Here is a 25237-nt window from a genome sequence, read left to right on the forward strand (position 1 = left end):
CGGGGTATAAAAAACATCCGAAAGAGGCCCGTCCGCATAACGTCCCGAAAGAGGGTGGCCTACCGGGCGCCCGTTGGGGGATCCCCGATCGAACGCGGAAGTGTGTCTGTTAACCCACCGGCTTACGTGCACATAAGCTTGGCCCGCTGGTTGGTTACCATTGACGAGCATTGTTGCGGCTGAGTAGCTTTCGTTGCCCGATGCACGGCAGGATCAACAAGAATCGTGCTCGTCGACGCATCGGGCGTCGTTCAAAAATTTGCTACAGGTGTTCCCAGGTCAATCCAGTACCGGCGGAAAAGCCGGCCATCTTCACCCGTTCGCACATCTTCGAGCCGCCCGTCGCAACGCTCGATGGTTCTAATCGACGCCGAATTTTCGTCATCACAGGTCAGCAGAACACGATCCGGCTCTCCCCGTGCGGCCAAACGGACCAGCAATTCCCGCAAAGCCCAGGTTGCCGCCCCCCTCCTGCGATCGGAGGGGCGAATCCCATAGCCGATGTGCCCTCCCGAGTTCAGGAGAGCCGACGTCAGATGGTGCCGGAATGCAATCGCCCCTACGTAGCGTGAGCCCTCCGTGATCCAAAGGTACGTGCACGGAACAATGCCACCTTCTCGGGCGCGCTTTCAGCGTCCAACAACTTGCCAACCCAATCCGCGAAGCCCTCGGAGCTGGTGACGTCCTTCGCCATGAAGACGGCGGCACCGTCCTGATGAACGCCAGCCCACTCACGGTGAGACTCAAGGAATGACTGGTGGAAGGCAACATTCGGCGGGACGAGTTCAAACATCCCCTCGACTCTATACCGCAAACGCCCTAACGGGGACGCCCCGAAGTGCCCCGCGGAGAAGATCCGGAGTCGGCGTATCTGTGCGAATCTGCAGGTCCACTTTCCCCTCGGCACCGTGCAGAACAGCTAGTGCCAACATGCTGGAGGTTGGCACTCGTTTCGCAATTCAGGAACCTTCGGGGCATCTTCGGTTTGCAGCCTGGAGGGCTTCGATCTAAAGCAGAACAGGCGGTTTACTTCCGGAACCTGCTTGTTCTGCTTATAGCTACTATTGCTGGATTCCTGAAGGCTGCGGAGAATGCACCTTGGTGATGCCCGTAGTTTGCGCGGACCTGGGGCGTAAAAGGGCATCTATGGTCAAAGTTGCGAGCAGGACAAAATACGGCAGGTAGAGATACAAGTACCGGGGGCGGGTTTCGAAGAACAGAAGGAACAGCGTAAGGGCGAGCAGTGACCAACGCATGATGGCTGCGTTGGACGTGAGCAACCGCGGGGACCGCACCTTGAGAGGAAGCGCCACCAGGAAAAGCAACGCCAGCCAGACCGACTGCCACACGGTGGTTGTAACGCTGTAATGGGCGCCATTACCAAACATATGGTCCTGAATCTCATTGCTGAGCGCATCGTTGATGGGGAACGGATCCTGTTGGGTCATCAGGAGGCCTTCACCCCAGGAATGGAAGCTGCCGTCACCGAACGTCCAAACGGCCTTGCGATCAAGGAACTGCAGGTACCCGGGGTACCCCATCTCGGCAACGCGCTGACCGTATACCTCAAGTCCGTGCCGGTAGCGCTCGGCCGGATCCTCGATGGCAGCCGTTGCAAACACGTCGTCCTGGCTGAACGAACCGGTTCCAGTTGCACCCATCATCAGGAAGTGCGTCAAGGGAAAGGCCCTGGTGTTTGAATCAATATCGAACCCGATATAGGGCTGTGACTTGATTTCATGCCAAAGGGCTGTGTGCGTGGCCCCGAAGCCCAGACCGGTGGCAACTACAACTACGACGACGGCACGCAGTTTCTGCAGCGAGCGTTCCGGGCGCAGTAAGTACTCGAGAGCGTAAACGCCCACTATGGCCGCAGTCGCGAAAACGGCTGTGGGTTTAAGGTTGAAACCCACGGCAGTAACCGTTCCCAGCAGGATCCACAGCACCATCTTCATCTGCCAGGCGCGGGCGCGCACGGCTTTGAGGTGCAGGTACAGGAGCAGTACAGGGAACACGATTCCCAAACTGTCGGAATAAACCACTGAAATGTAGGGGGAAAACATGATGTAGAGCGCCGAAGGAAACAGGGTGAAAACGGCGGCGCCCTCGCTGATGAGATGGCGGGCGCAAAGGTAAGTCAGCAGGATCGCTGTGCACAGCACCACGCAGTTCAGGGCTATGGCTCCAAAGAGGAATCCGCTGGAGGGAATCCCGATCGCCATCAGGAATTGCGAATACTTGGTTAGGCCAACAGTGATTGCAAGATTGTTCGGATACGTCTGGAAGTAGTCGTAAAAAGTCGCCATGCTGCCGTCGGCGATGCCGAAGGCGCTCTCCGCGACGGCCCCTGCGTCCCAGCCCGGGAGGACCTGCAGGGCATAACCGATGCGCAACTGAACCAGCAGGAACAGGGACAGGATCACCGCAAGAAAAGCAGGGCGGACCCACGGGAGAGCAGTTTGCAGCTTGCGCCCTGTCAGGAAGGCTGCGCTATACAGGGGCGGAAGTACAAGCAGGGCAAGAAGTGCGCCCAGCCCCGTGCGCACTGAGTCATAAGCGGCGACCTGCCGCAACGGCCAAAACAACACGCCCAGAAGGATGAAGGCAAGGGCGCCGCAAAAGATTAGTCCTGGCGCTGCAGTTAGTTTGTGGTGCCTTACCGGCTCGTCCCGCCACCCGCGGATCCGGTCCCGCAGTGCGACGTAAAAGCTGAGGGTGGTGGGGGCTCCGAAGACGGCGACAAACACTGCGGCAGCAAGAACAACCTGGAACGCCCTGGACGGCATCACCGACGGCGCGATGAGCCCGGCGGCTACCGCAAGGAAGCAGGCTATAGCAATTCGGCGTATCGGGGTGGTTCTCGGCGCTGCGTGCGCTGCCTCCGTCTTAGTTTGTTCAGGTGCTTCCGTTGTTTCGGAGACCTTCGAATCAATCATTGGTGGCCGCCGTCTCGTGCTTGAATACCCACAGACGCATTAAGGTGAACGTCAGTACGGCTACACACCCGATAGCAACAGCCTGTACGGCAAGCTGCGGGAATCCCAGGTGCTCCACGAAGTACCACAGAAGTGCAGCGTTAAGGGTGTAGCCCGCCGCGTTGACCACAAGGAACTTCACGACAGATGACCCTGCCCGTCCGGTGTGCTTGAAGGTGAACGTCCGATTGCCGAAGTAGCTGATGAACATGCCGAGGCAGTAACTGGCGGTCATCGCCGGGATAGCGGCAACGGACAGGAGCGTCAGAACGGCGAATAAGGCATAACCGATGAGATTGTTCGCTATACCTACAATCGCAAATCTGCCTGTCGACGCTGCCAGCCCGGTGGGCGCCGTCGTCATCGTACGTCGACTTTAGCGCGGACGGACGTTTCGTGACTGCCGAGGCTTCCATAGATGGCCCGTACACCATAGAGCGGCCGGTTCTGCACCTCGGTATAGATCCGGCCGACATAGCCTCCCAGGATGCCCAACATCATCAGCTGCAGAGCCCCCACAAAAAGGACTGATATAACGATGAACGTCCAACCTTCGACTACTGCGCTGGGCACAAACAACTTCATTGCGACGGCATAAACAATGCCGAGCACGCTCAACAGGGCAGTAATCGCTCCAATTCGGGAAATCAGCGTCAGCGGGAAGGTGGAGAAGCCGAAAATCCCGTCGGCAGCCAGCTTGAGCATTTTGCTCAGCGGGTAGCCGGACTTTCCTGCCAACCGCTCATCACGATCGAATTGAACGGCTGTCTGCTCAAACCCTACGAAGCTGATCATGCCCCGGAGGAAACGATCGTGCTCACGGTACTTCTTGACCTCGTCCACCACTGCGCGGTCCAGTAAGCGGAAATCTCCCGTGTTGGCAGGTATTTCAATGGAGGCGACTTTCTTGAGCATCACGTAGAACGCCCAAGCGGTGAACTTCTTGAAGGCACTGTCTTTGCGGGTCCGGCGCTGGGCATACACAACATCGAAGCCGTTTTCCCACTGCGTGATCAGCTCTAGACTGACACCGGGCGGGTCCTGAAGGTCACTGTCCATGATGATGACCGCGTCACCTCTGGCGGCATCAAGACCCGCGGTCACGGCCACCTGGTGACCGTAGTTCCGTGCAAAATCGATGACAACTACCCGAGGATCTTCCGCCTGCAGGTCCCGGAGCAGTTGCAGGGAGTTGTCCCGGCTGCCGTCGTTGACAAAAACGAATTCCAAACCGAAGTCCAGATCGGCAGTGACAATTAAAACTTCCTCGTACAGCCGCTTGATGTTTCCGGACTCGTTATAAATTGGAAAGACATAGGTAATCGTCTTCGGACTGGCGGGAGACCCCATAATGTGCCGTCAGCTTTCATATGTGCAGGCATGACTGACCGCCTGCGGAAGTGGATTTACTCCCAGAATAACGCACCGGCGGCGCGGCCCTTGTCCCGCCTGCAGCGTGACGCCCTGCTGACTGAACAGTGGCTAACGCCGGCTTATACCCGTACTGGCTGTCCAGAAAATTGTTTGGTGCTGGAGCGGGCGCGAAACGGCCAGGACCTACTCTGCCAGCTAATCCCAGACCAGCCATGGCTATCCTCACAGCTCATGAGGCTCCCTGACGCGGTTGTAGTGAAGCTGCCGCACTGGAAGGGCCATTGTGCTGACGGCCCACCGCCTGCCGTGGCGAACACACAATTTAAGGATGGGCCTCGTCGGCACTGTCCGAAAGGGCCTCAACCCCCTAGTTTCCAGACCGTGGGCCGGTCCCCCAACGGTGGCACCGGCCCACGGCGGCGGCCCGCCCTACCCGAGCCGCCTTCACCTGATGCCGCGTCGTTGGGGCGTCAGGTGGTCTTAATCAACGTGCTTCGGGAGACTCCAGCGTGCTCTTCGAACTGGTGTTCCACCCTTCTTGCGCGCACGGTTCCCAAGGGCATGCTTAGGGAGATGCGCAGGCAGGGTTTGAAGGAGTTGCAGCGGCGAGAGCGCTTAAGCGCGCGATTCCCGGGCAGGTAACTGTCGGCATTGAGATTCAGGAGACTCTCTATGAGTGCCTTGCCGGCTGACTGCTCAACCACGAGTACCTACAAGTTACCCAAACAGCACACAAAAATCACGGCATCGGGGTTTCAATATCGTTGTCCCCACGCCAGCGCGGCAGGCTGCCGGAGGCCTGGACTGGGCATGGCGGCGGCAACCACGGTGCTGGACGCATGCAGCGCGCGTAAGAACTAGCAGGAGGACAAGGTCCGGGCGATGGCATCGCGTTCAGTTTGGGTAACCCAAAGCTGATACTTCACCTTGACTGCTGTTTGGCGGGCAACATACTCACAGCGGAACGCCCTGTTCGGAGGCAGCCAGGTGGCAGCATCCTTGTCCCCCTTGGCCCCATTCGTGGGACCGTCGGTCGCCATCAGGTTCAGGGGGTCGTTGGCGAACTGCTTGCGCTGGTCGTCGCTGAGCTGCCGGGCGCCCTTCTGCCACGCGTCGCTGAGCGGAACAAGATGGTCGATCTGGACTGCCGAGCTGGTGTCTTCGCCACGGACGAAGTCAATAGTGGCTGCTGTGTATTTGTCAGCGAGGACTCCCGTGGCCACAACGCAGTCCCGCGTGCCTGGCTTGAACGTCTCCGCCTCCAGGTCCCGGGCAAGGATGTCATTGCGGGTGTCGCAGCCGTTCCGGTCAACGTCCGCCCAGGCCGGCCCAAACTCCTCCCTCGCATACCCGGTCTTAGGGGCGCGGCCCTTGACAGGCAGAGTTTCCAGCTGCGAGAGCGCCTCAGCGACCTCGGAGGGCCCGAGGGGTGTCGCTGAAGCTCCAACGGCGGTGCCTTGCCCGCCGCGCATGGCCTCCGAAAGCGCATTCCCTGCCCTTTCAGCTGTATCGCAGCCGGCGAGCGCGCCTGCCAGGAGGATTCCCGTAAGAAGGGTGGCGGATGTGATGGCCCTGGACTTGCTGATGGTCATCTTCCTTCAGGTGTTGGGTCATGCGTTCCTGAACACGCTAGCGGTGCCGCATGCCCGTCCGCGGGAGGCGTTGGCATTGCGCCTGTCACACTTGGGCACTGGCAGCCACCCGCAAAGGGGTGCAGTATGTGCTGATGGAAGAACTTTCGACGGCGGCAGCCGGCAAGGGGCATGTCGTCCTGCTGGGCGACTCCATCTTCGACAACGGTGCCTACGTTGGCGGCAGCCCCGACGTCGTGGCCCAGCTCAGGGGCGAGCTGCCGGATTGGCGGTGCACGCTGCTGGCATTGGACGGTGACGTTACCGCAGGTGTCCTCCGCCAACTCGCTTCCCTGCCGGCAGATGCGACCCATCTTGTGGTCAGTGTTGGCGGCAACGATGCTTTGGGATACGCGCCCCTGCTTCAGCAGAGAACATTCTCGGTGGGTGAGGCGCTCTCAGTACTCGGGGCAGCCGCGGAAAGGTTCGCGGCTGAGTACGAAGCCATGCTGGACGCGCTGAAGGCGAGAGGCCTGCCCTGCGCCGTTTGTACCATCTATGACACTCCCCCCTCGGAGCCGGGCCAGAAGGTCATCAAAGCCGCCCTTTGCCTTTTCAACGATGCCATCACCAGGGCCGCGTTTTCCCGCGGCGCCGGCCTGATTGACCTGCGATTGATCTGCAGCGAGGACGGCGACTACGCCAACCCGATTGAACCCTCGGCACAGGGCGGGCAAAAGATTGCCCGTGCCATCGCGTGCTTTGCGGGGGCAGCACAGCCGGCAGCCGCGGACCTGCCAGAGCTGGCCTCGATCGTAATATCAGGCTGAAAAAGGCCAGCGTCAGGGGGGCACAGTCAGTGCGGGCGGAGCTTCCGCGGCCGACGTTGCCCTGGCTTACCTTCAAGCCGGGAGCCCTGGACAACCGGGCGGTATAGGACCCGGCCTTGGCTCTTCCGGCCGGCTCTACGCTCCTGGCGCCGGGCTTTCCTCTCGGGCCGGTCAATGGCGGACAGGATGGCGAATGTTCCCCCTAGCCAGAGGAACGCTGTGATCAATACCAAGGCAATTACCATGTCAGCGCCCATACCAAATTCTAGGACTTTCCCGGCGCCCGGAGGAGTCCTCAGGCGCCTGTCCGGGTGCCGGCCGAAGCGTTAAAGGACGTTTAGTTCCCGCACCGCAGCCAGGACGTCCTGCACGCTGACGGCCAGCAGAGCCGGGTCCGGCTGGTCAGCAAATGTTTCACCCCGCCTCAGTTCCGCCCGCGTGAGGACAATGTGCGGTCCTGGCGGCGGACCCCAGATTTCGGGCGGAGCCGGCCCGAACAGCACCACCGACGGTGTCCCGTATGCCGACGCCAGATGGGCAGCGCCGGTATCGGCGGATACTACAAGGCGTGCGGCCGCGATGGTGGCAGCGAACTCCCCCAGGCCCAGCCTTCCGGCGAGCACCGCTCCGTCGCCAAGCCCCGCGCGTCGGGAAACATCGAGGGCCCTCTCGCGTTCGCTGCCGCCGCCAGTGAAGACCACATGGTGCCCGGCCTGGTCCAAGGCGGCGGCAACGGCAGCGAAACGTTCCGCCGGCCAAAGGCGGCTGCCGTACGCAGCCCCCACGTGGAGGACGGCAGCGCCGGGAACGGGACTCGGGACGTGGGGCTTGTTCAGCTGCACGTCAAGAGGGTCAGCGGCTATCCCGTGCCACTCAAGGAGGCGCACCCACCGTTCACGCTCATGCAGTTCGTCGCGCCAGGGCGGCCCCTCCCGATACTTGCTCCGGTGTCCGATGGTGTGCCGCGCCTGAAGCGCTTCGATCCGGCCCTGGCTCTCCGGGCCGCTGCCGTGGAGGTTGACCGCCACGTCCACTACTCCCGCTTCCACCGCCAGGGGTTCGTCCAGGCCGTGGGTGGGCAAAAGTTCGTATCCGCCCACCAGTCCCAGCGCTTCCGAAAGCCACCCTTGGGCGGCATACCGCAGCCGGTGCTCCGGATATGCCCGGCGAAGCGCCTTCAGCGCCGGGACCGCCACCAGCAGGTCTCCGAGCTTCAGTGCCCTGAGGACCAGCAGTTCGGGCTTATCATCCTGCCCGGTGGCCGGCTGAATGGCGTCGAGCGTGTTTCCGCCGCTCATGAATCCTGCCGACCGGTATCAGTAGCCACCAGGCTCCGGACATCCTCATATACCTCCTGGACACCCACGCTGGCCACCACCGAGTCGTCATGCTCGCACCGCGGCGCGGTCCAGCCCACCTGCGTCACATCGATGCCGCAGGCGGGGCACACAGTCACCCAAGCCGCATGGATGCGGTGCAGGCTCCTGCCCAACGCCCCGGCGTTAATCACGTTGCCAGCCCAGAAGATCCCCACGGTGGGTACACCGAGTGCCTGGGCCAAATGGCGGGGACCGCTGTCGTTCCCAACCACCACTGCAGCCGCCGCCAGAAGGGACACCAGCCCTCCCATGTCCAATTTGCCGGCGAGTGAACGGACCTGGCTGGAAGCTGCCAGCCGGACAATCTCTTCGGCGAGCTGATGCTCGCTGCTGTCCCCCACCACGTCCACGCGGAAGCCGTCGGCAGCACAGGCTGCGGCAAGTTCAGCAAACCGCTCCACTGGCCACCGACGACGGGGATCAGTCGCGCCGGGATGCATCACCACCAAAGGCTGCCCGCCGCCGTCGTCCATAACGACGGCGGGAGGAACCACGCCCTTTACGGGCGCCAGCCGGGCCTCCAGGTCAACAGGGAAGGCCCCGGCCAACCCTGCAACTTCCAGCGCTCTCAACGGCTCATGCTGGTAATAGATATACGGCACGGTCCGTTCCAGGCTCGCGGCGTCCGCCGTTCGGGTCCCGACAGTGTGGCGCGCCCCCAGGCGAAGAAGGAAAGGATTTGAGTACCGGCCCCCACCATGGACCTGGACGGCCAGGTCGAACCGCCGGCTGCGCATGTCCGCAAAGAACGCGTCGAGTTCCGCAGCGTTTTCCTCCCCGGGGCGGACGCCTTCAGCGAAAGGCAGGACGCACACCTCGTCCACGGGACTTTCTGTTGCGGCAAGAAGTGCCTTATGGGCGGGAGTGCCCAGCAAAGTAAGAGTCGCCCCCGGGTAGGCGGCCTTCAGCGCGGCCATGGCGGGGATGGCGAAAATCAAGTCTCCCAGGCCTCCGCCGCGCAGGACGACGATCCTCGATACCTCCTGGAACTTTTCCAGGACAGGACCAACACCAATACCTACTTGCCGTGAACCGCCGAACTCTGCCGTGAGCTGCTCCACATGCACCCCTTCAAATAGTGCGAAGTGGCGCCGTCTCCGGCGCCCTCCGCTGCCCATGCAGCCACTCTGCGGTCAAGAACCGCCGGCTGCCTCCTTTTGACCTTTACCCAAGGGATGGCCAATATACTCTCCGGCTATTGGGGAATAGCCGGAGTATGCTGTACGTTTCATACGCGACAGGCGAACGAAAGAAAAGAGAAGCACCTAAAGTGGCAACCGATTACGATGAACTGCGCTCCGACGTCAAGGAGTCGCAGGACAACTCCCTCGAGCAGCTCCAGTCTGCTAATGCTCCCGACGCACGCAGCGTTGTGCTTGAGCTTGATGAGGCGGACGGGCTCGACGGCGCCGGCGTGCCCGGAGGCGAGTTTGTGGCCGAAGAGCTCGTGGTGCAGGTCATTCCCCAGGCGGAGGATGAGTTTACCTGCTACTCCTGTTTCCTTGTCCGGCACCGGTCGCAGATTGCGCTCCAGAAGGACGGGCACAGCTACTGCATCGAGTGCGAAGGCTAAATTAACAGTCAAGGGCCACGGAAACCCGGCCCTGTGGATCCAGAGGCACGCCTGACTGTTGGCGTGCCTTTCGGTTTTAAGGCCGCATACAGCCGGGCCCGGTAGCGTGGGGGCCATGGCACGTGATGACCGATGCGGCAGGAGGGCATGATGACCCTGCCCGTGGATTTTTGGGAAAAACTGTCGGACGCCTTCACCCGGGCAGACGCTCCCGATGTGACCTTCACGGAACTGCTCCTGACGCTTGTGATAGCCGCCGGCCTGTCCGTGCCACGCCGTTCCTGGCGGTACTTCGGTCTGCTGGCGACGGCCACGCATGAGATGGGGCACGCCGTGGCCGCCGTGCTGAGCGGTCAACGTCTCTCCGGCATCCGGCTCCGGCTCGACCATTCCGGCACCACCACCACCTACAGCCGCAGCAAGCGCGCCTCCGCATGGTCCTGCTTTTGGGGATACCCCGTCCCTGCGATTGTGGGTGCCACGTTTGTGTGGTGCGGCTTCAGCGGGTGGGGGCCGGCGGCGGTCGTCAGTGGCGGGTTTGCGCTGGCAGCGTCACTGCTGTTTCTTCGAAACCTCGCCGGCCTTCTTATTACGTCCGCCGGGATTGCCTGCATCCTGCTCCTGGTGCTCCTGGTACCGGAGGCCTTCCTCGGCCACGTTTCCGTCATTCTCGGCCTGGCCCTGCTGGTGGCTGCCGTGCGTGACCTCGTGAAGCTGGCCCATGTGCACCTTCGGCGGAGGGAACGGCTGGCGAGTTCGGACGCCTACCTGCTGTGGCGAGCCACGGCAGTCCCCTCCGCCGTCTGGATTGTCCTCTTCGCCGCCCTGGTGGCCGGCTCCTGGCTTTGGGCGTGGCAACCAATCTCAACGGTCCTGTCCAGGGGCGCATAGGCTGGTGCCATGAGCCAGGACACTGAGAGCATCAAGCAGACCTCCGACGGAAAGAGCACAGAGCACAGCACCCGCGGCGCCTACGTCACCGGTGGAGCGGAATTCAACCGCGACACCAACTACATCGAGGACCGCATCACCAGGGACGCCGCCCCCGGCCCCAACGGGGAGCCCGGGTGGCCCGTGGAACCGGGACGCTACCGGCTGATTGCCGCCCGCGCCTGCCCTTGGGCAAACAGGACTGTGATAGTCCGGCGCCTTTTGGGCCTGGAGGACGCCATGTCCCTGGGCCAGCCCGGCCCGACTCATGATGCCCGCTCCTGGACCTTTGATCTTGACCCAGGCGGAGTGGATCCGGTGCTGGGCATCGAACGCCTGCAGGAGGCCTACTTCAGGCGCTTCCCGGATTACCCGCGGGGCATCACCGTTCCGGCGGTCGTGGACGTTGCAAGCGGTGCCGTGGTCACGAACAACTTCCCCCAGATCACCCTGGACTTCTCCACGGAGTGGAAGGAATTTCACCGCCCTGGGGCGCCGGACCTCTACCCGGATAACCTTCGCGAAGAGATAGACAAGGTCAATAAACGCGTGTTCACCGAGGTCAATAACGGGGTATACCGTTGCGGGTTCGCCGGTTCACAGAAGGCGTACGACGCCGCCTACTCTCGGCTGTGGACGGCCATGGACTGGCTTGAAGAGCGGCTTTCCGGCCAGCGCTTCCTGGTGGGGGACACCATCACGGAAGCCGATGTGCGGCTTTTCACCACGCTGGCCCGCTTCGACGCCGTGTATCACGGGCACTTCAAGTGCAACCGCCAGAAGCTCTCGGAAATGCCCGCCCTGTGGGGGTACGCCCGGGACCTCTTCCAGACTCCGGGCTTCGGGGACACCACGGACTTCGTGCAGATCAAGCAGCACTACTACATCGTCCACGAGGACATAAACCCCACCGGGATCGTCCCTGCCGGACCGGACCTCGGCGGCTGGCTGGAGCCCCACGGCCGGGAATCGCTGGGAGGACGGCCCTTTGGGGAGGGGACCCCGCCGGGCCCTGTCCGGAAAGGCGAGGAAGTAGCGCCAGGGCACGGAGCTGAAGCCGAGGGATAGTAAGCGCTTTCTGGATAGACTGGGCCGCATGCATGCACCCGAAGGCTTTGTAGCGCCAGGCTACGAGAACGTCCAGGATCTGTTCGCATCATTCCTGCAGGAGGACCCGCAGTACAGCGCACAGCTGGCCGCCTACCAGGATGGTGTCCAGGTGGTGCGGCTGGCAGGCGGTCCGGAAATGGCACCGGACAGCCTGACAGGCGCCTACTCCTGCTCCAAGGGCGTAGCCGCCATGGTGGTTGCGCTGCTGGTGCAGGACGGTCTGCTGGACCTCGACCAGACCGTTGCGCATTACTGGCCGGAGTTCGGGGTGCACGGAAAGGACCAGTTGCTGGTCCGGCAGGCGTTGTCCCACCAGGCCGGCGTCATCGGCGTGGAAGGCGGCTTCGACCTGGCGGAATTCACCAGCCCGGCCGCCGCGGCCCGGCTTGCCGCGGCGGTCCCCGCCTGGCAGCCTGGCCGCCAGTTTGGCTACCACGCGCTCACCATCGGCATCATTATGGAGGAGCTGTGCCGCCGCGTCGCGGGAGAAACGCTGCAGGAGGCTTATGAACGGCGGATCCGTGCCCCGTACGGAGTTGACTTCTTCCTTGGGTTGCCCGAGGAAGAGGAAGCCCGGTACCGGGACGTCATCTATGCGGGCATCCCGGAGCAGCCCTGGGTGGACCCCCTGAGCCTCGAAGGGCTGAACAGCAATGCCCCTGTCAGCACCATCATGGAGCTTCCCAACATCCGTGCCGTCCGTGCCGCAGGGATGTCGGCAGCAGGCGGCGTGGGCACAGCCGACGGCCTGGCCCGCCTGTACGCTGCCTGCACCACCGGTGCGGACGGCGGAACCCCCTTTCTCAAGCCTGCCACCGTTGACCTGATGTCCCGGGAACAGGTGTGGGGCCTGGACCGCTCTTCGGGGCTGGACAACGCGTTCGCCGTCGTTTTCATGAAACCGCACCCGTCACGGAACTTCGGCAGCCACCGGGCGTTCGGCCACGAGGGCGCGAATGCCGCGCTGGGTTTCGCGGACCCAGTGTATGGCCTCGGATTTGGCTACATCCCCCAGCGTGCAGAGGACGGGCGCACGCCCGGCAAGGCCCACCGGCTCGCCGCCGAAGTCCGCCGCTCGGCCGCTGCCTTGTCCTGACGGCCTTTCCAGTGCCCGCGGCGCCCCTCTGACCAGCAGTGTTGTTGCATTCACCGGCGGGCCCATACTGTGGGGCGGATGGGTAAAGCTACAGCACGTCCGAATATCCGGTGGGCAAGGGGGACCCGTCTTCTAAACCGGGCTGTGGCGGGACTCTCGTCAGCATTCGCCGCCCAGAGGCTCCAATTGGCGGCAAAGGCGGCGCTCGCTGCCGGCATCGCTTTCTTCATCGCGCCGCTGATGCCCAGTGCCGCCGCCAACTATCCCTACTACGCTCCCCTGGGCGCGCTCGTGGCGATGTACCACAATGTTGCCGGCTCCATGCGCCAGGGTTTGCAGGCCCTTGCCGGCCTGGCCCTTGGCATCGGCCTTGCGGTCGTGCTGGTCAACCTCGCCGGGCCTTCGCCCCTGACGGTGGCAATATTCATGGGCCTGGGGGTGCTGCTGGGCGGCCTGCCCTGGATCGGCTCAGGAAGTGATTGGATTCCGACGGCGGCGCTGCTGGTTTTGCTGGTGGGCGGCAGTAATCCTGACGACTTTTCCTTCGGTTACCTGCTGCAGATGGGAGTCGGGGTTGGCGTTGGGATAGCTGTGAACTTCCTGGTTTTTCCGCCGCTGCACCTGAGCGCCGCAGCGTCCAGTCTGGATGAGCTGCGGCGTGTCCTGGGCACGCAGCTTACAGACATGGGGGCCGCGCTCAAGGAAGAGTGGCCGCCGAAGCACGAGGACTGGTCCAGCCGTTCCGATGAACTTGCCGAGGCCGCCCGCTCAGTCCGGCACCTTGTGAAGGAAGCCGACGCCAGCCGCAGGGCGAACCCCAGGCGAAAGCTGTATCCCCGCGACATCGACCGGGACTACCGGAACCTGCGCGGGCTGGAACGGGTTACCTTCCACATCCAGGACATCACTGATGTGCTGTCCGACGTTATCTGGAAGGGCGACCTACCGTACAGCGTGCCGCTTCCGGAGAGCGGACCGCTGGCAAATGCACTGACCGCCACAGGGGACCTTCTACGCTCCTTCAGCGACGCTGACGGGGAAGCGCAGGAGGGACAGCTCGAAACGGCCAAGGCGGCGGTGGAGGCGTGCATGGCCGCCACCGCCGTGCGGCAGACTGACCGGGGCATCGTCCTGGCGTCCGAATCCGTCCTCCTGAGCCTCCACAGGATCCTGCGTGCTGTGCGGGAAACCGGTTAAAGTGCGCTGACTGATCCGCTGAAGTGGCGGCGTCCGGACCTCGGGTTCCAGGCGGCAAAGTCGGAACGCCTCCATCCGCCGCCGGGCTCGTCCTGCACCGTGTTGATGTCCAGGGCGACCCTGCAGGGAAGGAAGACCGGCGCGTCGAAGTCCACCTCCCAGCTGAAAGCGTCACCGCGGGAAGGGCCGACGTCGGCGAGCGCCCTGGCGGCCAGGTACATGCCGTGGGCTATGGATCGCCGCATGCCCAACGCCTTGGCGGAGAGCACGCTGAGGTGGATCGGGTTGAAGTCACCGGAAACCGCGGCATAGGCGCGGCCGGTATCAACCCCAAGCTGCCAGATGGCGGTAGGGTCGGGCGCCTTGAAGTCTGCCCGGGCAGGGGCAGGGGATGGCTTGTCGATGCCCGGCAGGAACACCCCCTTGGCGAGGTAAGTCGATACCCCGCGCCAGCAGATGTCGGCCGAGTCCGCCTTCCGCACCTCCGCCACGACATCCACCTGGGTGCCCGCACGGTGCCCGCGAAGGTTCTGCACCCTGGCAGTTACATCCAGCATGTCCGAGAAGAGGACCGGGACCAACTGCTGTACGGCGTTGCGGAGGTGGATCATGCCGAGCAGGGGCAACGGGAAATCGTCCCTGTTCATCACACTCATGGCCAAGGGGAAGGCCAGCGCGTGGATGAACCCCGCGGGCAGCACGTCGCTGGCCGTCTCGCCAATGAGGTGCTGGTACGCGGTGAGGGTGGCGACGTCCACGGTGACCCCGCGGACTTCATGGCGTTCGGCAGGAAGGCCCGAGCCATCATGGGTACCTAACAGCCTGCGGCGGGCCGCCTGGGCAGCGGCGTTCACATAGAGCTTCGACAGCGACGGCATCTCCCCCAGGATCACCGGCTGGGCCGGCGTCACGCGCCCACCATGTTCTGTCCGCAGACCCGCAGCACCTCACCGTTAATGCCGGCGGCTGCATCACTTACCAGGAAAGCGATGGCTTCGGCGACGTCGCCGGGCCGGCCGCCCTGCTGGAGGGAATTCGCGCGGCGGGCGATCTCACGCAGTGCGAACGGGATGCGCTCCGTCATTTCCGTCTCAATAAAGCCCGGCGCAACGGCGTTGATGGATCCGCCGACAGCGGCCAGCAGCGGTGCGCTGGCACGGACCATTCCCATCACTCCCCCCTTGGACGCCGCATAGTTGGTTTGCCCCCGGTTGCCGGCGATGCCGCTGGTGGAGGCGACGGAAACAATACGCGGTGCTCCCCGAAAATGCTCGGAACCGAGGAGTGCTTCATTGATCCGCAGCTGCGCGACGATGTTGATGTTGATTACCGAGCTCCAGCGGGACTGGTCCATGTTAGCGAGCAGTTTGTCCCGGGTGATCCCGGCGTTGTGGACCACAATGTTTAGGCGTCCGTGCCGCTGCATAGCATGCTCCAATATCCTCTGGCCGGCGTCCTCCCTGGTGATGTCCAATTGGAGGGCTGTGCCTTTCACCTCGTTGGCCACCGCTGCCAGATGCTCGCCGGCGGCCGGGAGGTCCACCAGGACTACGGTGGCTCCGTCACGGTGGAGCGTCCGGGCAATCTGCGCGCCAATCCCCCGTGCAGCCCCGGTCACTACGGCAACTTTGCCGGCCAAAGGTTGTTCGGGGTTGTGGGATAGCTCGCCCGCGGGGCTGGAGATCTTCAGGAACTGCCCGTCGACGAAGGCTGAGCGGCCGGACAGGAAAAACCGGACGGCGGCCAGTGCGCCGGGGCTGGTCACCTGGACACCCTCCGCCAAGAGAATCCCGTTACCGGTCGCCCCGGCGCGGAGCTCTTTCGCCAGTGAACGCAGGAACCCGTCCACACCCTGCCTGGCAGCAGCCGCGGCCGGCGAATCCGCCTCCGGGGCCGGCCGGGATACGGTAAGTACCCGACCGCCAGGGGCGAGATCGCGCAGGGACGCTCCAGCCACGAGGATGGGCTTTTCCAGATCTTCCGGGCGCTCCACCTCATCGAGTACCAGGATGATGGCGCCGAGTTTTTCGCGCGGCACCGCGTGCCGCCTGACGTCCAGGTCCCAGGAGAGCAGTTCGGTGGCCAGGGTGTCTGCTCCTGCAGAGCTTCCCTGTACCAAAACGGGTCCGGTGATTAACGGCTGTCCGGGCTGGTACCGGCGCAGGGCCGCTGGCTGGGGAAGGCCCAGCTTCCTTGCGACGTTGCGGCCCAGGCCGTGGTTCACGAGTTGTGCGTACTTGTCTGTCATCCGTTTCCCCTACAGTGATTCGAGAACTGCGACGACGCCCTGGCCGCCGGCGGCGCAGACGGAAACCAGTCCGCGGGCGGGCCGGCCGTCGGTGCTGCCCCTGGCGTGAAGCTGCTTGGCGAGCGAGGCAACGATGCGGCCGCCAGTGGCCGCGAACGGATGACCTGCCGCCAGGGATGAGCCGTTGACATTCAGCCGCGCCGGGTCGACTTTACCGAAGGCACCGTCCAGGCCCAGGCGGGTGCGACCGAATTCCTCGTCCTCCCAGGCGGCGAGAGTGCTGAGGACCGTGGCAGCGAAGGCTTCGTGGATCTCGAAGAAGTCGATGTCCGCAAGGGTGAGGTTGTGCCGGGCCAGCAGGCGTGGAACGGCAAACACGGGAGCCATCAGCAGTCCGTCCTTGCCATGCACAAAGTCCACAGCAGCAGCCTCGGCATCCACCACGGCCGCCAGCTTTGGCAGGTCGTGGGCGTCCGCCCAGGCGTCGGACGCCAGCAGGACAGTGGAGGCGCCGTCGGTCAGGGGCGTCGAGTTGCCGGCAGTCATGGTGGCGTCAGCGCCGAGGTTCCTGCCGAACACCGGCTTAAGGGCGGCCAGTTTCTCCTGGGATGTGTCGGGGCGGAGGTTGCCGTCGCGGGACAATCCCCTGTAGGGGGTGATGAGGTCATCGAAGAAGCCCGACTCGTAGGCGGCCGCCAGGTTCCGGTGGCTGTTGTACGCCAATTCATCCTGGGCCTGCCGGGAAATCTTCCACTGGGCTGTGGTCAGGGCCTGGTGCTCACCCATGGAAAGGCCCGTCCTGGGCTCGGCGGTGCCGGGCGCCAGAGGGGCAAGGTCCTTCGGCCGCAGCCGGCTGAGGATCTGCAGCCGCTGCGGAAGGGTTTTGGCGCGGTTGAGGTCGAGGATCACTTCCCGCAGGCCTTCGCTGACCACCACCGGGGCATCTGAAGCGGAATCGACCCCGCCTGCGATGGCGGACTCTATCTGCCCCAGCTTGATCTTGTTTGCCAGGCCCACCACGGTCTCAAGGCCGGTGGCACATGCCTGCTGGAGGTCATAGGCGGGAGTCTCTGCAGAAAGCGCCGAACCCAGCACGGCCTCGCGTGTCAGGTTGAAATCCCTGGAGTGCTTCAGCACCGCGCCGGCAGCCACTTCCCCGACGCGCTCGTCCTGCAGGCCGAACCGGGCAATGAGCCCGTCCAGCGCGGCGGTCAGCATGTCCAGGTTGGACGACTTCGCGTAGGCCCCGCCGGCGCGGGCGAAGGGGATGCGGTTTCCCCCAACGATGACTGCCCTTCGCGTGGAGGGGGTGCTGGCAGGACGGGTGCCCTGTTCTTCGGGTCCGGCGGTGGGCTGTCCCTCAATGGACATGGCTAACTCCTCGGGTCAGGTGTGGTTACCGATACCCAGCGTACCTGATACGCTGGGTATCGTGAACAGCCCCGCGCCCGGCATAGTCGTGCCTTCCCCTGCCGCCAGCCCTGACGGCCGCTCCTCGCGCTGGCAAAGCCACCGGGAAGAGCGGCGGAGGGAGCTGATCAAGTCCGCACGCCGGGCGGTCCACGCGCTGGGCAGCGATGCCTCCATGGAGGAGATCGCAGCCGCCGCCGGAACATCAAAATCTGTGTTTTACCGCTACTTCGGCGACAAGGCCGGGCTCCAGCAGGCGGTGGGTGAAGTGGTCCTGAGCCAGATGCAGCGCCGGATCCAGGAAGCGGCACAAAGTGCCCAGACGCCGCGCGAAGGGCTGCTGGCCATGGTGTCGGCCTACCTGCAGATGGCGGACACCAGCCCGAACGTCTACACCTTCGTTACCCGCTCCGGCAGCGGTGACGCCGAGGGCACGGCGGCATCGGCGGCAGCTTCAGGCGCGCTGGGCCATTTCTTCGATGCCGTGGCCGAGATGATCGCCGCCCCTATGAGGATGCACCTGGGTGATGGCAAGCGGGCTGTCATCGGCTACTGGCCCAAGGCCGCGATCGGCCTGGTGCGGAACGCCGGCGAACAGTGGCTGGGCACCCCCGATTCCCCCGACAAACCCGGCCAGGAAGCCATGGCACGACAGATCACAGCATGGCTGTGCGTCGGCATAGCCCCAGAACTGGGCCCTTCCAGCACCACCAAGCCACCTGTCAGCACCAACGAAGGACATTGACATGACTGAAGTAGTGGACCGCCCTGCCGGCAAGGGTCAGGGCACCGCAGCCCCCGGCAAACCCGCAACCGGCCCCACCCGCCCCGCCCGGCCCGAACCCGCCGTCGACGTCGAAGCGCTGGGCCGTCAGCTGCTGGGCAAGTGGGCAGCGGTCCGGCTCCAGGCCCGCGACCTTGCAGCACGTCCCGAGCTGCACAAGATCGAGGGCCTGACCCACAGCGAGCACCGAAAAAGGGTGTTCGGCCAGCTGAAGTACCTCGTGGAAAATGAGGCAGTCCACCGCGCCTTCCCGGCAGCGCTGGGCGGTTCCGACGACCACGGCGGAAACATCGCCGGCTTCGAGGAACTCGTGGTGGCCGATCCCTCACTCCAGATCAAAGCGGGGGTGCAATGGGGCCTCTTCGGTTCCGCAGTCATGCATCTGGGCACCGCCGAGCACCACGCCAAGTGGCTTCCCGGCATCATGAACCTGGACATCCCGGGATGTTTTGCCATGACCGAGACGGGACACGGTTCCGATGTGGCAAGCATCGCCACCACGGCCACCTACGATCCCGACACGGAGGAGTTCGTGGTGCACACCCCGTTCCGCGCGGCGTGGAAGGACTACATCGGCAACGCCGCCATCGACGGACTCGGGGCGGTCGTGTTCGCCCAGCTGGTGACGCGGGGGATCAACCATGGTGTCCACGCCTTTTACGTTGATCTGCGGGATCCCGCCACCAGGGAGTTCCTGCCCGGCATCGGCGGCGAGGACGACGGCATCAAGGGCGGACTGAACGGCATCGACAACGGCCGCCTGCATTTTACCCAGGTCCGCATTCCGCGGACGAACCTCCTGAACCGCTACGGCGATGTCGCCCCGGACGGAACGTACACCTCCCCCATCGCCAGCCCCGGCCGGCGGTTCTTCACCATGCTCGGAACCCTCGTGCAGGGCCGGGTGTCCCTGGACGGAGCCGCCGTGGCAGCCTCCAAGGTGGCACTGCAGGCCGCCATCCGCTACGCCACCGAACGCCGCCAGTTCAACGCCTCCTCCCACACCGAAGAGGAAGTCCTGCTTGACTACCAGCGGCACCAGCGGCGCCTGTTCACCCGGCTGGCCACTACTTACGCCGCCGGTTTTGCCCATGAACAGCTGCTGCAGAAATTCGACGACGTTTTCTCGGGCGCGCACCACACCGACGAGGACCGCCAGGACCTGGAAACCCTCGCCGCCGCGCTCAAGGCCCTCAGCACCTGGCATGCGCTGGACACCCTGCAGGAATGCCGCGAGGCCTGCGGCGGCGCCGGGTTCCTGATCGAGAACCGCTTTGCGTCCCTGCGGGCGGACCTGGACGTCTACGCCACCTTCGAGGGCGACAACACCGTGCTGCTGCAACTGGTGGCCAAACGCCTCCTTGCGGACTACGCGAAGGAGTTCCGGAACGTGGACTTTGGAGTGCTCGCCCGCTACGTGGTGGGCCAGGCAACCGGCGCCGCGATCCACCGCACCGGCCTCCGCCAGGTTGCCCAGTTCATGGCGGACACGGGATCTGTCCAAAGGGCAGCCATTGCCCTGCGTGACGAGGACGGCCAGCGCGCGCTCCTCACCGACCGGGTGCAGACGATGGTGGCGGAAGCAGCAGGCTCGCTCAGGGGCAGCAGCCGCCTCTCGCAGGAGAAGGGGGCCGCCCTGTTCAACCGGCACCAGAACGAACTTATCGACGCCGCCCAGGCGCACGCTGAGCTGCTGCAGTGGGAGGCCTTCACCGAGGCACTCCGCGACGTTACTGACCCCGGTACCAGGACCGTGCTCACCTGGCTGCGGGACCTTTTCGGCCTGTCGCTGATCGAGAAGAACCTCGCCTGGTACCTCATGAACGGCCGGCTCTCGATGCAGCGGGCCCGCACCGTTGGCGAGTACATCAACCGGCTGCTGGTGAAGATCCGCCCGCATGCGCTGAACCTCGTGGAAGCCTTCGGCTACAGCCCGGACCATGTGCGCTCCGCCATCGCCACCGGCGCGGAAAAGGAGCGGCAGGACGAGGCGCGCGCCTACTTCCGCAGCCAGCGTGCCAGCGGCGCGGCTCCGGTCGAGGAGAAGTTCCTGCTGGCCAGAACTGCTCCGGGCAAGCACAGCTGACGTCCCCCGCTGCCAGTACGACGACGGCGCCGTTCCCCTCGCGGGGGAAGCGGCGCCGTCGTCGTACTTGCTGTAAGGGACGGTCAGCTGGAAGCGGGCAGCACCGACCGGTACACCTCAAGGGTGGTTTCGGTAATGGATTCCCAGGAGAAGTGCTGTTCTGCGCGCAGGCGGCCGGCCTGGCCCATGGCGCGGGCCCGCTCAGGATCTGAGACCACTTCAGTGAGGGCGGCGGCGAATTCGGTGACAAACTTCTCCGGGTCAAGGGGCGTCCCGGTGCCGTCCGTGACCTGTTCAAGGTCCACGAGAAGTCCAGTCTGTCCGTGGTCCACCACCTCGGGAATGCCGCCGGTGGCGCTGGCCACCACTGCGGCTCCGCAGGCCATGGCCTCCAGGTTCACAATGCCCAGCGGCTCGTAGATCGAAGGGCAGGCGAAGGCGGTGGCGTGGCTCAGGACCTGGATGAGCTCGTTGCGGGGCAGCATGCGCTCGATCAGCACAACCCCGGTGCGCTCCCGCTGCAGGTCCTCGATAAGGCGCGCAGTCTCGGCAGCCAATTCGGGCGTGTCCGCTGCACCCAGGCACAGAACCAGCTGGACGTCGGCGGGCAGCTTGGCTGCCGCCCGGAGGAGGTAGGGGACGCCCTTCTGGCGCGTGTTCCTACCCACAAAAACGACGCTCGGCTTGGCGGGATCGATGCCCAGGGCACGGACGGCGTCATCGTTTTCATCACGCTGCCAAAGCGCTACGTCGATACCGTTGTGGACCACCCGGACCTTTGCGGGGTCCACGTTGGGGTAGCTGCGCAGGATGTCCTGGCGCATGCCCTCTGACACTGCGATGATCGCTGCGGCAGCCTCGTACGCCGTTTTCTCCACCCAGGAGGAAAGTGCGTAGCCGCCGCCAAGCTGCTCCGCCTTCCACGGGCGCAGCGGCTCCAGGCTGTGGGCGCTCAGGACATGCGGGATGCCGTGGAGCAGGGAGGCGAGGTGCCCTGCCATGTTGGCGTACCAGGTATGCGAATGGACCAGGTCCGCGCCTTCGACGTCCGGGACAATCCGAAGGTCCACCCCGAGGGTCTGTACCGCCGCGTTCGCTCCGCCCAGGTCCTCCGGGACCTGGTAGGAGGTTACGGTGGCGCCATGGTAGTCGGCGTCGCGGGGAGCGCCAAAAGCACGAACCTGCAGGTCAACATGCTTACTAAGCACCCTGCTCAATTCTGCTACGTGGACTCCGGCGCCACCGTAGATCTCCGGCGGGAACTCTTTGGTCACAATGTCTATTCGCACAAGACCCAAGGTAGTCCCTCACGCTTAAGTGTTCTAGTGTGAAGGAGTCCGGGCATGCCGGACTGTCTTGGGGAGTTACGAAGGCGTACAGGAGCGACCATCATGCCGTTGAACAAAAAAGTCCTGGCCATTGTCCTCGCAGGTGGCGAGGGAAACAGACTTATGCCACTGACGGCGGACCGGGCCAAACCTGCTGTGCCCTTCGCCGGGAGCTACCGCCTGATCGACTTCGCGCTGTCCAACCTGGTGAATTCGCGCTACCTGCAGATCGTGGTCCTGACCCAGTACAAATCCCACAGCCTTGACCGCCATATTTCCGAGACCTGGCGCATGTCCACGCAGCTGGGCAACTACGTCGCCTCGGTGCCCGCCCAGCAGCGCGTGGGCAAGAGCTGGTTCCTCGGCAGCGCCAATGCCATCTACCAGTCACTGAACCTGATCCATGACGCCAGCCCGGACATCGTGGTGGTGGTGGGCGCTGACCACGTATACCGGATGGATTTTGCCCAGATGGTGGCGCAGCACGTGAACAGCGGCGCCAAGGCAACCGTGGCTGCCGTGCGCCAGCCGCTGCACATGGCCAACCAGTTCGGCGTCATCGAGGTGGACCAGAACGATCCCCAGAAGATTGCCGCCTTCGTGGAAAAGCCTGCCACCACGCCCGGCCTGGCAGCCGATCCCTCGCAGTTCCTCGCTTCCATGGGCAACTACGTCTTTGACGCCGACGCCCTGGTGGCGGCGCTGCACGTGGACGCCGAACGCCTGGACACCAAGCACGACATGGGCGGGGACATCATTCCCTACTTCGTCAACCAGGGTGAGGCGGGCGTCTACGACTTCACGCTGAACGAGATTCCCGGTTCCACGGAACGGGACCGCACCTACTGGCGCGACGTCGGCACCATCGACTCCTTCTACGACGCCCACATGGACCTCATTTCCCCGCTGCCGGTCTTCAACCTGTACAACTCCGAATGGCCCATCTACACCCGGCAGAGCATCTCCCCGCCGGCCAAGTTTGTCCGCGGCCTGAACAACACGGTGGGAACGGCGCTGGACTCGATCGTCTCCAGCGGCGTGGTGATTTCCGGCGGCGTGGTGGAAGGCTCGGTCCTCTCCAACGACGTCTATGTGGCAACCAGCAGCCGGGTGATCGACTCGGTCCTGATGGACAAGGTGCAGGTGGGCGAAGGTGCCGTCATCAACCGGGCGATCATCGACAAGAACGTCAGGATACCCGCGGGAGCGGCCATCGGGCTGGACGCCGACCTTGACCGGGCACGCGGCTTCAAGGTCACGGATTCCGGCATCACCGTGCTGTCCAAGGGCCAGGAAGTCCCGGAACCGGGCGATGAGGAACGCCAGCTCGCCGCCAAGAACCTGCACCTCGTCCCGAATGCCGTCAAGGCTGCAGCGGAACAATACCCGGAGCTGCGGGAATCCGTGGACAAGGTAGCTGAAACGCACGCTGCGGCTGCTGCGGACTCCGCCAGCGGGGCCAGGGTCTCCTAGTCCTGTTGGCCTGCGCCGGCGGTCTTGAAGGCACCGCCGGCCGCGCTTAACCCTGCACCGGCAGCCTGTAAAATTGGGCTAATGAGCTCCCCCGATCTGACCCCCGAGGAAATTCAGGCCTGCCTCAAGGTCCTGAATACGATCCACGCCTATGACGAGGAGCACCCGGACTACATCTCGGTGCGGCGCGCCACCGGCAAAATGTTCAAGGCCGTCAAGAGGCACCGCAGGGTCACCAAGCGTGACCTGATCTCGGAGGCCGACAGGGCCGTGCTGGCCATGACGGCCACCGCCGCCCCGGACCGCATTGACGACGAGACCCGCGGCAATAAGCTGGCGCCGTCCGTCACGGGCAAGGTGGCCGGACACCTCATCCGGTCCCGTCCCTGCTACATCTGCAAGCAGCACTACACCCAGGTGGACGCTTTTTACCACCAGCTGTGCCCCGAGTGCGCAGCCTTCAGCCACAGCAAGCGGGACGCCCGGACCGATCTGACCGGCCGCCGCGCGCTGCTCACCGGGGGCCGCGCGAAAATCGGGATGTACATCGCCCTCCGCCTGCTCCGGGACGGCGCCCACACCACCATCACCACACGGTTCCCCAAGGACGCCGCCCGCCGGTTCGCTGCCATGGAGGACAGCGCCGACTGGCTGCACCGGCTCCGGATCGTGGGCATTGACCTGCGGGACCCCGCCCAGGTCATGGCCCTCACTGACTCGCTCAACGAGGCCGGCACGTTGGACATCATCATCAACAACGCCGCCCAGACCGTCCGCCGCTCAGGGAACGCCTACAAGCCCCTGGTGGACGCGGAGGACGAGCCCCTCCCGGCCGCCCTGGAGCAGGACAACGGCGGGCCTGAGCTGCTGACGTTCGGCCATGCACACGACAAGCACCCCCTGGCCCTGGCCGGGAGCGTCACCGAGCACCCGGTCCTTGCCGGAGACGCCATCACGTCGCTGGCGCTTTCCACGGGTTCCGCATCCCTGGAGCGCATCGCAGCCGGCACCGCCATCGACGCCGGCGGGCTGGTCCCGGACCTGGCAACCATCAACAGCTGGACGCAGGTGGTTGACGAGGTGGACCCGCTGGAAATGCTCGAAGTCCAGCTGTGCAACGTGACCGCGCCGTTCCTCCTGGTGAGCCGGCTGCGCGGTGCCATGAAGCGCTCTACTGCCCGGCGGAAGTACATCGTGAACGTCTCCGCCATGGAGGGCCAGTTCTCCCGCGCCTACAAGGGCCCTGGCCACCCGCACACCAACATGGCCAAGGCAGCGCTCAACATGATGACGCGCACCAGCGCCCAGGAGATGCTGGAGAGCGACGGCATCCTCATGACTGCAGTGGACACGGGCTGGATCACTGACGAGCGGCCGCACTTCACCAAGGTCAGGCTGATGGAGGAAGGCTTCCACGCACCCCTGGACCTGGTGGACGGGGCCGCCCGGGTCTACGACCCCATCGTGATGGGCGAGAACGGCGAGGACCAGTACGGGGTGTTCCTCAAGGACTACAAACCAAGTCCCTGGTGAGGGTAAGCTCGCGGCATAAGCGCGGAACCGACAGCTGAAGTTCAGAATCTTGAACACCATGAGTGCTGGGCCATGCTCCGGACCGTCCCAGTCGGCAGGCTGGCAGTGCTGGCCGGCGGGCGCCCGGACATCTTCCCCATCAACTACACGGTGGATGCCGGCACCCTGGTGTTCCGCACCAGCGAGGGAACCAAGCTGACCGGCGCCTCCGAGGACGCCCCCGTGGCAGTGGAGGCGGACAGCGTCACCGGCCGCCGCTTCAAGGTGACCGAACCGATGACCTGGTGGACCCGGCTCAGCGGCGCCGTCAGGACCGCCCCGAAGTAAGCGGGGCCAAAAA

23 protein-coding genes are annotated in these 25237 nt (G+C 64.3%); 11 read left to right on the plus strand and 12 right to left on the minus strand.

Annotated features, from left to right (window positions below):
* Positions 1-251 precede the first annotated feature (251 nt).
* From FDW84_RS19635 to FDW84_RS04660, 6 genes are all read right to left on the minus strand, one after another.
* Positions 252-608, minus strand: a complete 357-nt coding sequence (locus tag FDW84_RS19635; protein ID WP_371419132.1) for a GNAT family N-acetyltransferase — start codon at positions 606-608, stop codon at positions 252-254.
* A complete protein-coding gene (locus tag FDW84_RS19640) occupies positions 560-793 on the minus strand; it encodes a hypothetical protein (RefSeq protein ID WP_240721377.1) in 234 nt (77 codons plus the stop codon). The genes FDW84_RS19635 and FDW84_RS19640 overlap by 49 nt, the downstream gene beginning before the upstream one ends.
* Before the next feature lie 268 nt (positions 794-1061).
* A complete protein-coding gene (locus tag FDW84_RS04645) occupies positions 1062-2936 on the minus strand; it encodes a glycosyltransferase family 39 protein (protein ID WP_138607010.1) in 1875 nt (624 codons plus the stop codon).
* Positions 2929-3339 (minus strand): GtrA family protein, encoded by a 411-nt coding sequence (locus tag FDW84_RS04650; protein WP_138607012.1) that lies wholly within the window; start codon positions 3337-3339, stop codon positions 2929-2931. Before FDW84_RS04650 ends, FDW84_RS04645 begins: the two co-directional genes overlap by 8 nt.
* A complete protein-coding gene (locus FDW84_RS04655; RefSeq protein ID WP_171046654.1) occupies positions 3336-4325 on the minus strand; it encodes a glycosyltransferase family 2 protein in 990 nt (329 codons plus the stop codon). Before FDW84_RS04655 ends, FDW84_RS04650 begins: the two co-directional genes overlap by 4 nt.
* An 881-nt stretch (positions 4326-5206) precedes the next feature.
* Positions 5207-5941, minus strand: coding sequence for an HNH endonuclease family protein (locus FDW84_RS04660; protein WP_138607016.1), 735 nt, complete (start codon positions 5939-5941; stop codon positions 5207-5209).
* Between the two features lie 134 nt (positions 5942-6075).
* On the opposite strand from FDW84_RS04660, the gene FDW84_RS04665 reads away from it, so the two are divergent.
* Positions 6076-6750 carry an SGNH/GDSL hydrolase family protein gene (locus tag FDW84_RS04665; protein ID WP_171046655.1) on the plus strand — a complete coding sequence of 225 codons (675 nt, stop codon included), beginning with the start codon at positions 6076-6078 and terminating at the stop codon, positions 6748-6750.
* Between the two features lie 326 nt (positions 6751-7076).
* On the opposite strand, the gene FDW84_RS04675 is transcribed toward FDW84_RS04665, so the two are convergent.
* Together FDW84_RS04675 and FDW84_RS04680 are read right to left on the minus strand one after the other, a co-directional pair.
* A complete protein-coding gene (locus tag FDW84_RS04675) occupies positions 7077-8048 on the minus strand; it encodes a glycosyltransferase family 9 protein (RefSeq protein WP_138607020.1) in 972 nt (323 codons plus the stop codon).
* Positions 8045-9190 carry a glycosyltransferase family 9 protein gene (locus FDW84_RS04680; protein WP_240721378.1) on the minus strand — a complete coding sequence of 382 codons (1146 nt, stop codon included), beginning with the start codon at positions 9188-9190 and terminating at the stop codon, positions 8045-8047. Before FDW84_RS04680 ends, FDW84_RS04675 begins: the two co-directional genes overlap by 4 nt.
* 209 nt (positions 9191-9399) lie before the next feature.
* Between FDW84_RS04680 and FDW84_RS04685 the strand changes: the two genes are divergently transcribed.
* The 5 genes from FDW84_RS04685 (at position 9400) to FDW84_RS04705 (ending at position 14035) form a co-directional block, all read left to right on the plus strand.
* Entirely contained in the window at positions 9400-9702 is a 303-nt protein-coding gene (locus FDW84_RS04685; protein ID WP_138607024.1) for a DUF4193 domain-containing protein, read from the plus strand.
* A gap of 150 nt (positions 9703-9852) precedes the next feature.
* Entirely contained in the window at positions 9853-10593 is a 741-nt protein-coding gene (locus FDW84_RS04690; RefSeq protein WP_240721391.1) for a M50 family metallopeptidase, read from the plus strand.
* Between the two features lie 9 nt (positions 10594-10602).
* A complete protein-coding gene (locus FDW84_RS04695) occupies positions 10603-11700 on the plus strand; it encodes a glutathione S-transferase family protein (protein ID WP_138607028.1) in 1098 nt (365 codons plus the stop codon).
* A gap of 28 nt (positions 11701-11728) precedes the next feature.
* Positions 11729-12838 carry a serine hydrolase domain-containing protein gene (locus FDW84_RS04700; protein ID WP_138607030.1) on the plus strand — a complete coding sequence of 370 codons (1110 nt, stop codon included), beginning with the start codon at positions 11729-11731 and terminating at the stop codon, positions 12836-12838.
* A 144-nt stretch (positions 12839-12982) separates the two neighbouring features.
* Positions 12983-14035, plus strand: a complete 1053-nt coding sequence (locus FDW84_RS04705; protein ID WP_138607032.1) for an FUSC family protein — start codon at positions 12983-12985, stop codon at positions 14033-14035.
* On the opposite strand, the gene FDW84_RS04710 is transcribed toward FDW84_RS04705, so the two are convergent.
* From FDW84_RS04710 to FDW84_RS04720, 3 genes are read right to left on the minus strand one after another with little or no spacing between them, the layout of a single operon-like run.
* A complete protein-coding gene (locus tag FDW84_RS04710) occupies positions 14032-14946 on the minus strand; it encodes a MaoC family dehydratase (protein WP_138607034.1) in 915 nt (304 codons plus the stop codon). The two genes, FDW84_RS04705 and FDW84_RS04710, sit on opposite strands and share 4 nt — an antisense overlap.
* Positions 14943-16283, minus strand: a complete 1341-nt coding sequence (locus FDW84_RS04715; RefSeq protein ID WP_138607036.1) for a 3-oxoacyl-ACP reductase — start codon at positions 16281-16283, stop codon at positions 14943-14945. The genes FDW84_RS04710 and FDW84_RS04715 overlap by 4 nt, the downstream gene beginning before the upstream one ends.
* Before the next feature lie 9 nt (positions 16284-16292).
* Entirely contained in the window at positions 16293-17654 is a 1362-nt protein-coding gene (locus tag FDW84_RS04720; protein ID WP_171046657.1) for an acetyl-CoA C-acetyltransferase, read from the minus strand.
* Between FDW84_RS04720 and FDW84_RS04725 the strand changes: the two genes are divergently transcribed.
* Positions 17653-18438 (plus strand): TetR/AcrR family transcriptional regulator, encoded by a 786-nt coding sequence (locus FDW84_RS04725; RefSeq protein ID WP_138607231.1) that lies wholly within the window; start codon positions 17653-17655, stop codon positions 18436-18438. The genes FDW84_RS04720 and FDW84_RS04725 overlap by 2 nt on opposite strands.
* Before the next feature lies 1 nt (position 18439).
* A complete protein-coding gene (locus FDW84_RS04730) occupies positions 18440-20563 on the plus strand; it encodes an acyl-CoA dehydrogenase family protein (RefSeq protein ID WP_138607037.1) in 2124 nt (707 codons plus the stop codon).
* Positions 20564-20646: 83 nt separating this feature from the next.
* Here the strand turns inward: FDW84_RS04730 and glgA are convergent, their stop codons facing one another.
* Positions 20647-21852, minus strand: a complete 1206-nt coding sequence (gene glgA / locus FDW84_RS04735) for a glycogen synthase (RefSeq protein ID WP_138607233.1) — start codon at positions 21850-21852, stop codon at positions 20647-20649.
* 102 nt (positions 21853-21954) lie between these two features.
* Here glgA and glgC point away from each other — a divergent pair, with 102 nt between their 5' ends.
* The 3 genes from glgC to FDW84_RS04750 all read left to right on the plus strand — a co-directional run bounded on the left by glgC (position 21955) and on the right by FDW84_RS04750 (position 25224).
* Complete coding sequence (glgC, locus tag FDW84_RS04740; protein ID WP_138607040.1) at positions 21955-23364, plus strand: glucose-1-phosphate adenylyltransferase; 1410 nt, start codon at positions 21955-21957, stop codon at positions 23362-23364.
* Positions 23365-23445: 81 nt separating this feature from the next.
* Positions 23446-24897 carry an SDR family NAD(P)-dependent oxidoreductase gene (locus FDW84_RS04745; RefSeq protein ID WP_138607042.1) on the plus strand — a complete coding sequence of 484 codons (1452 nt, stop codon included), beginning with the start codon at positions 23446-23448 and terminating at the stop codon, positions 24895-24897.
* 15 nt (positions 24898-24912) lie between these two features.
* Positions 24913-25224, plus strand: coding sequence for a pyridoxamine 5'-phosphate oxidase family protein (locus tag FDW84_RS04750; protein WP_138607044.1), 312 nt, complete (start codon positions 24913-24915; stop codon positions 25222-25224).
* Positions 25225-25237 lie beyond the last annotated feature (13 nt).

Source organism: Pseudarthrobacter sp. NamE5 (assembly GCF_005796225.1).
In the GTDB taxonomy this organism is placed as follows: Bacteria; Actinomycetota; Actinomycetes; order Actinomycetales; family Micrococcaceae; genus Arthrobacter.

What these genes read in the sequence shown, in the direction of transcription:
- FDW84_RS19640 (WP_240721377.1), bottom strand. Translation starts at nt 793, where the DNA reads ATGTTTGAACTCGTCCCGCCGAATGTTGCCTTCCACCAGTCATTCCTT.
- FDW84_RS04645 (WP_138607010.1), bottom strand. Translation starts at nt 2,936, where the DNA reads ATGATTGATTCGAAGGTCTCCGAAACAACGGAAGCACCTGAACAAACT.
- FDW84_RS04650 (WP_138607012.1), bottom strand. Translation starts at nt 3,339, where the DNA reads ATGACGACGGCGCCCACCGGGCTGGCAGCGTCGACAGGCAGATTTGCG.
- FDW84_RS04655 (WP_171046654.1), bottom strand. Translation starts at nt 4,325, where the DNA reads ATGGGGTCTCCCGCCAGTCCGAAGACGATTACCTATGTCTTTCCAATT.
- FDW84_RS04660 (WP_138607016.1), bottom strand. Translation starts at nt 5,941, where the DNA reads ATGACCATCAGCAAGTCCAGGGCCATCACATCCGCCACCCTTCTTACG.
- FDW84_RS04665 (WP_171046655.1), top strand. Translation starts at nt 6,076, where the DNA reads ATGGAAGAACTTTCGACGGCGGCAGCCGGCAAGGGGCATGTCGTCCTG.
- FDW84_RS04675 (WP_138607020.1), bottom strand. Translation starts at nt 8,048, where the DNA reads ATGAGCGGCGGAAACACGCTCGACGCCATTCAGCCGGCCACCGGGCAG.
- FDW84_RS04690 (WP_240721391.1), top strand. Translation starts at nt 9,853, where the DNA reads ATGACCCTGCCCGTGGATTTTTGGGAAAAACTGTCGGACGCCTTCACC.
- FDW84_RS04695 (WP_138607028.1), top strand. Translation starts at nt 10,603, where the DNA reads ATGAGCCAGGACACTGAGAGCATCAAGCAGACCTCCGACGGAAAGAGC.
- FDW84_RS04700 (WP_138607030.1), top strand. Translation starts at nt 11,729, where the DNA reads ATGCATGCACCCGAAGGCTTTGTAGCGCCAGGCTACGAGAACGTCCAG.
- FDW84_RS04715 (WP_138607036.1), bottom strand. Translation starts at nt 16,283, where the DNA reads ATGACAGACAAGTACGCACAACTCGTGAACCACGGCCTGGGCCGCAAC.
- FDW84_RS04725 (WP_138607231.1), top strand. Translation starts at nt 17,653, where the DNA reads ATGGCTAACTCCTCGGGTCAGGTGTGGTTACCGATACCCAGCGTACCT.
- FDW84_RS04720 (WP_171046657.1), bottom strand. Translation starts at nt 17,654, where the DNA reads ATGTCCATTGAGGGACAGCCCACCGCCGGACCCGAAGAACAGGGCACC.
- FDW84_RS04730 (WP_138607037.1), top strand. Translation starts at nt 18,440, where the DNA reads ATGACTGAAGTAGTGGACCGCCCTGCCGGCAAGGGTCAGGGCACCGCA.
- glgC (WP_138607040.1), top strand. Translation starts at nt 21,955, where the DNA reads ATGCCGTTGAACAAAAAAGTCCTGGCCATTGTCCTCGCAGGTGGCGAG.
- FDW84_RS04745 (WP_138607042.1), top strand. Translation starts at nt 23,446, where the DNA reads ATGAGCTCCCCCGATCTGACCCCCGAGGAAATTCAGGCCTGCCTCAAG.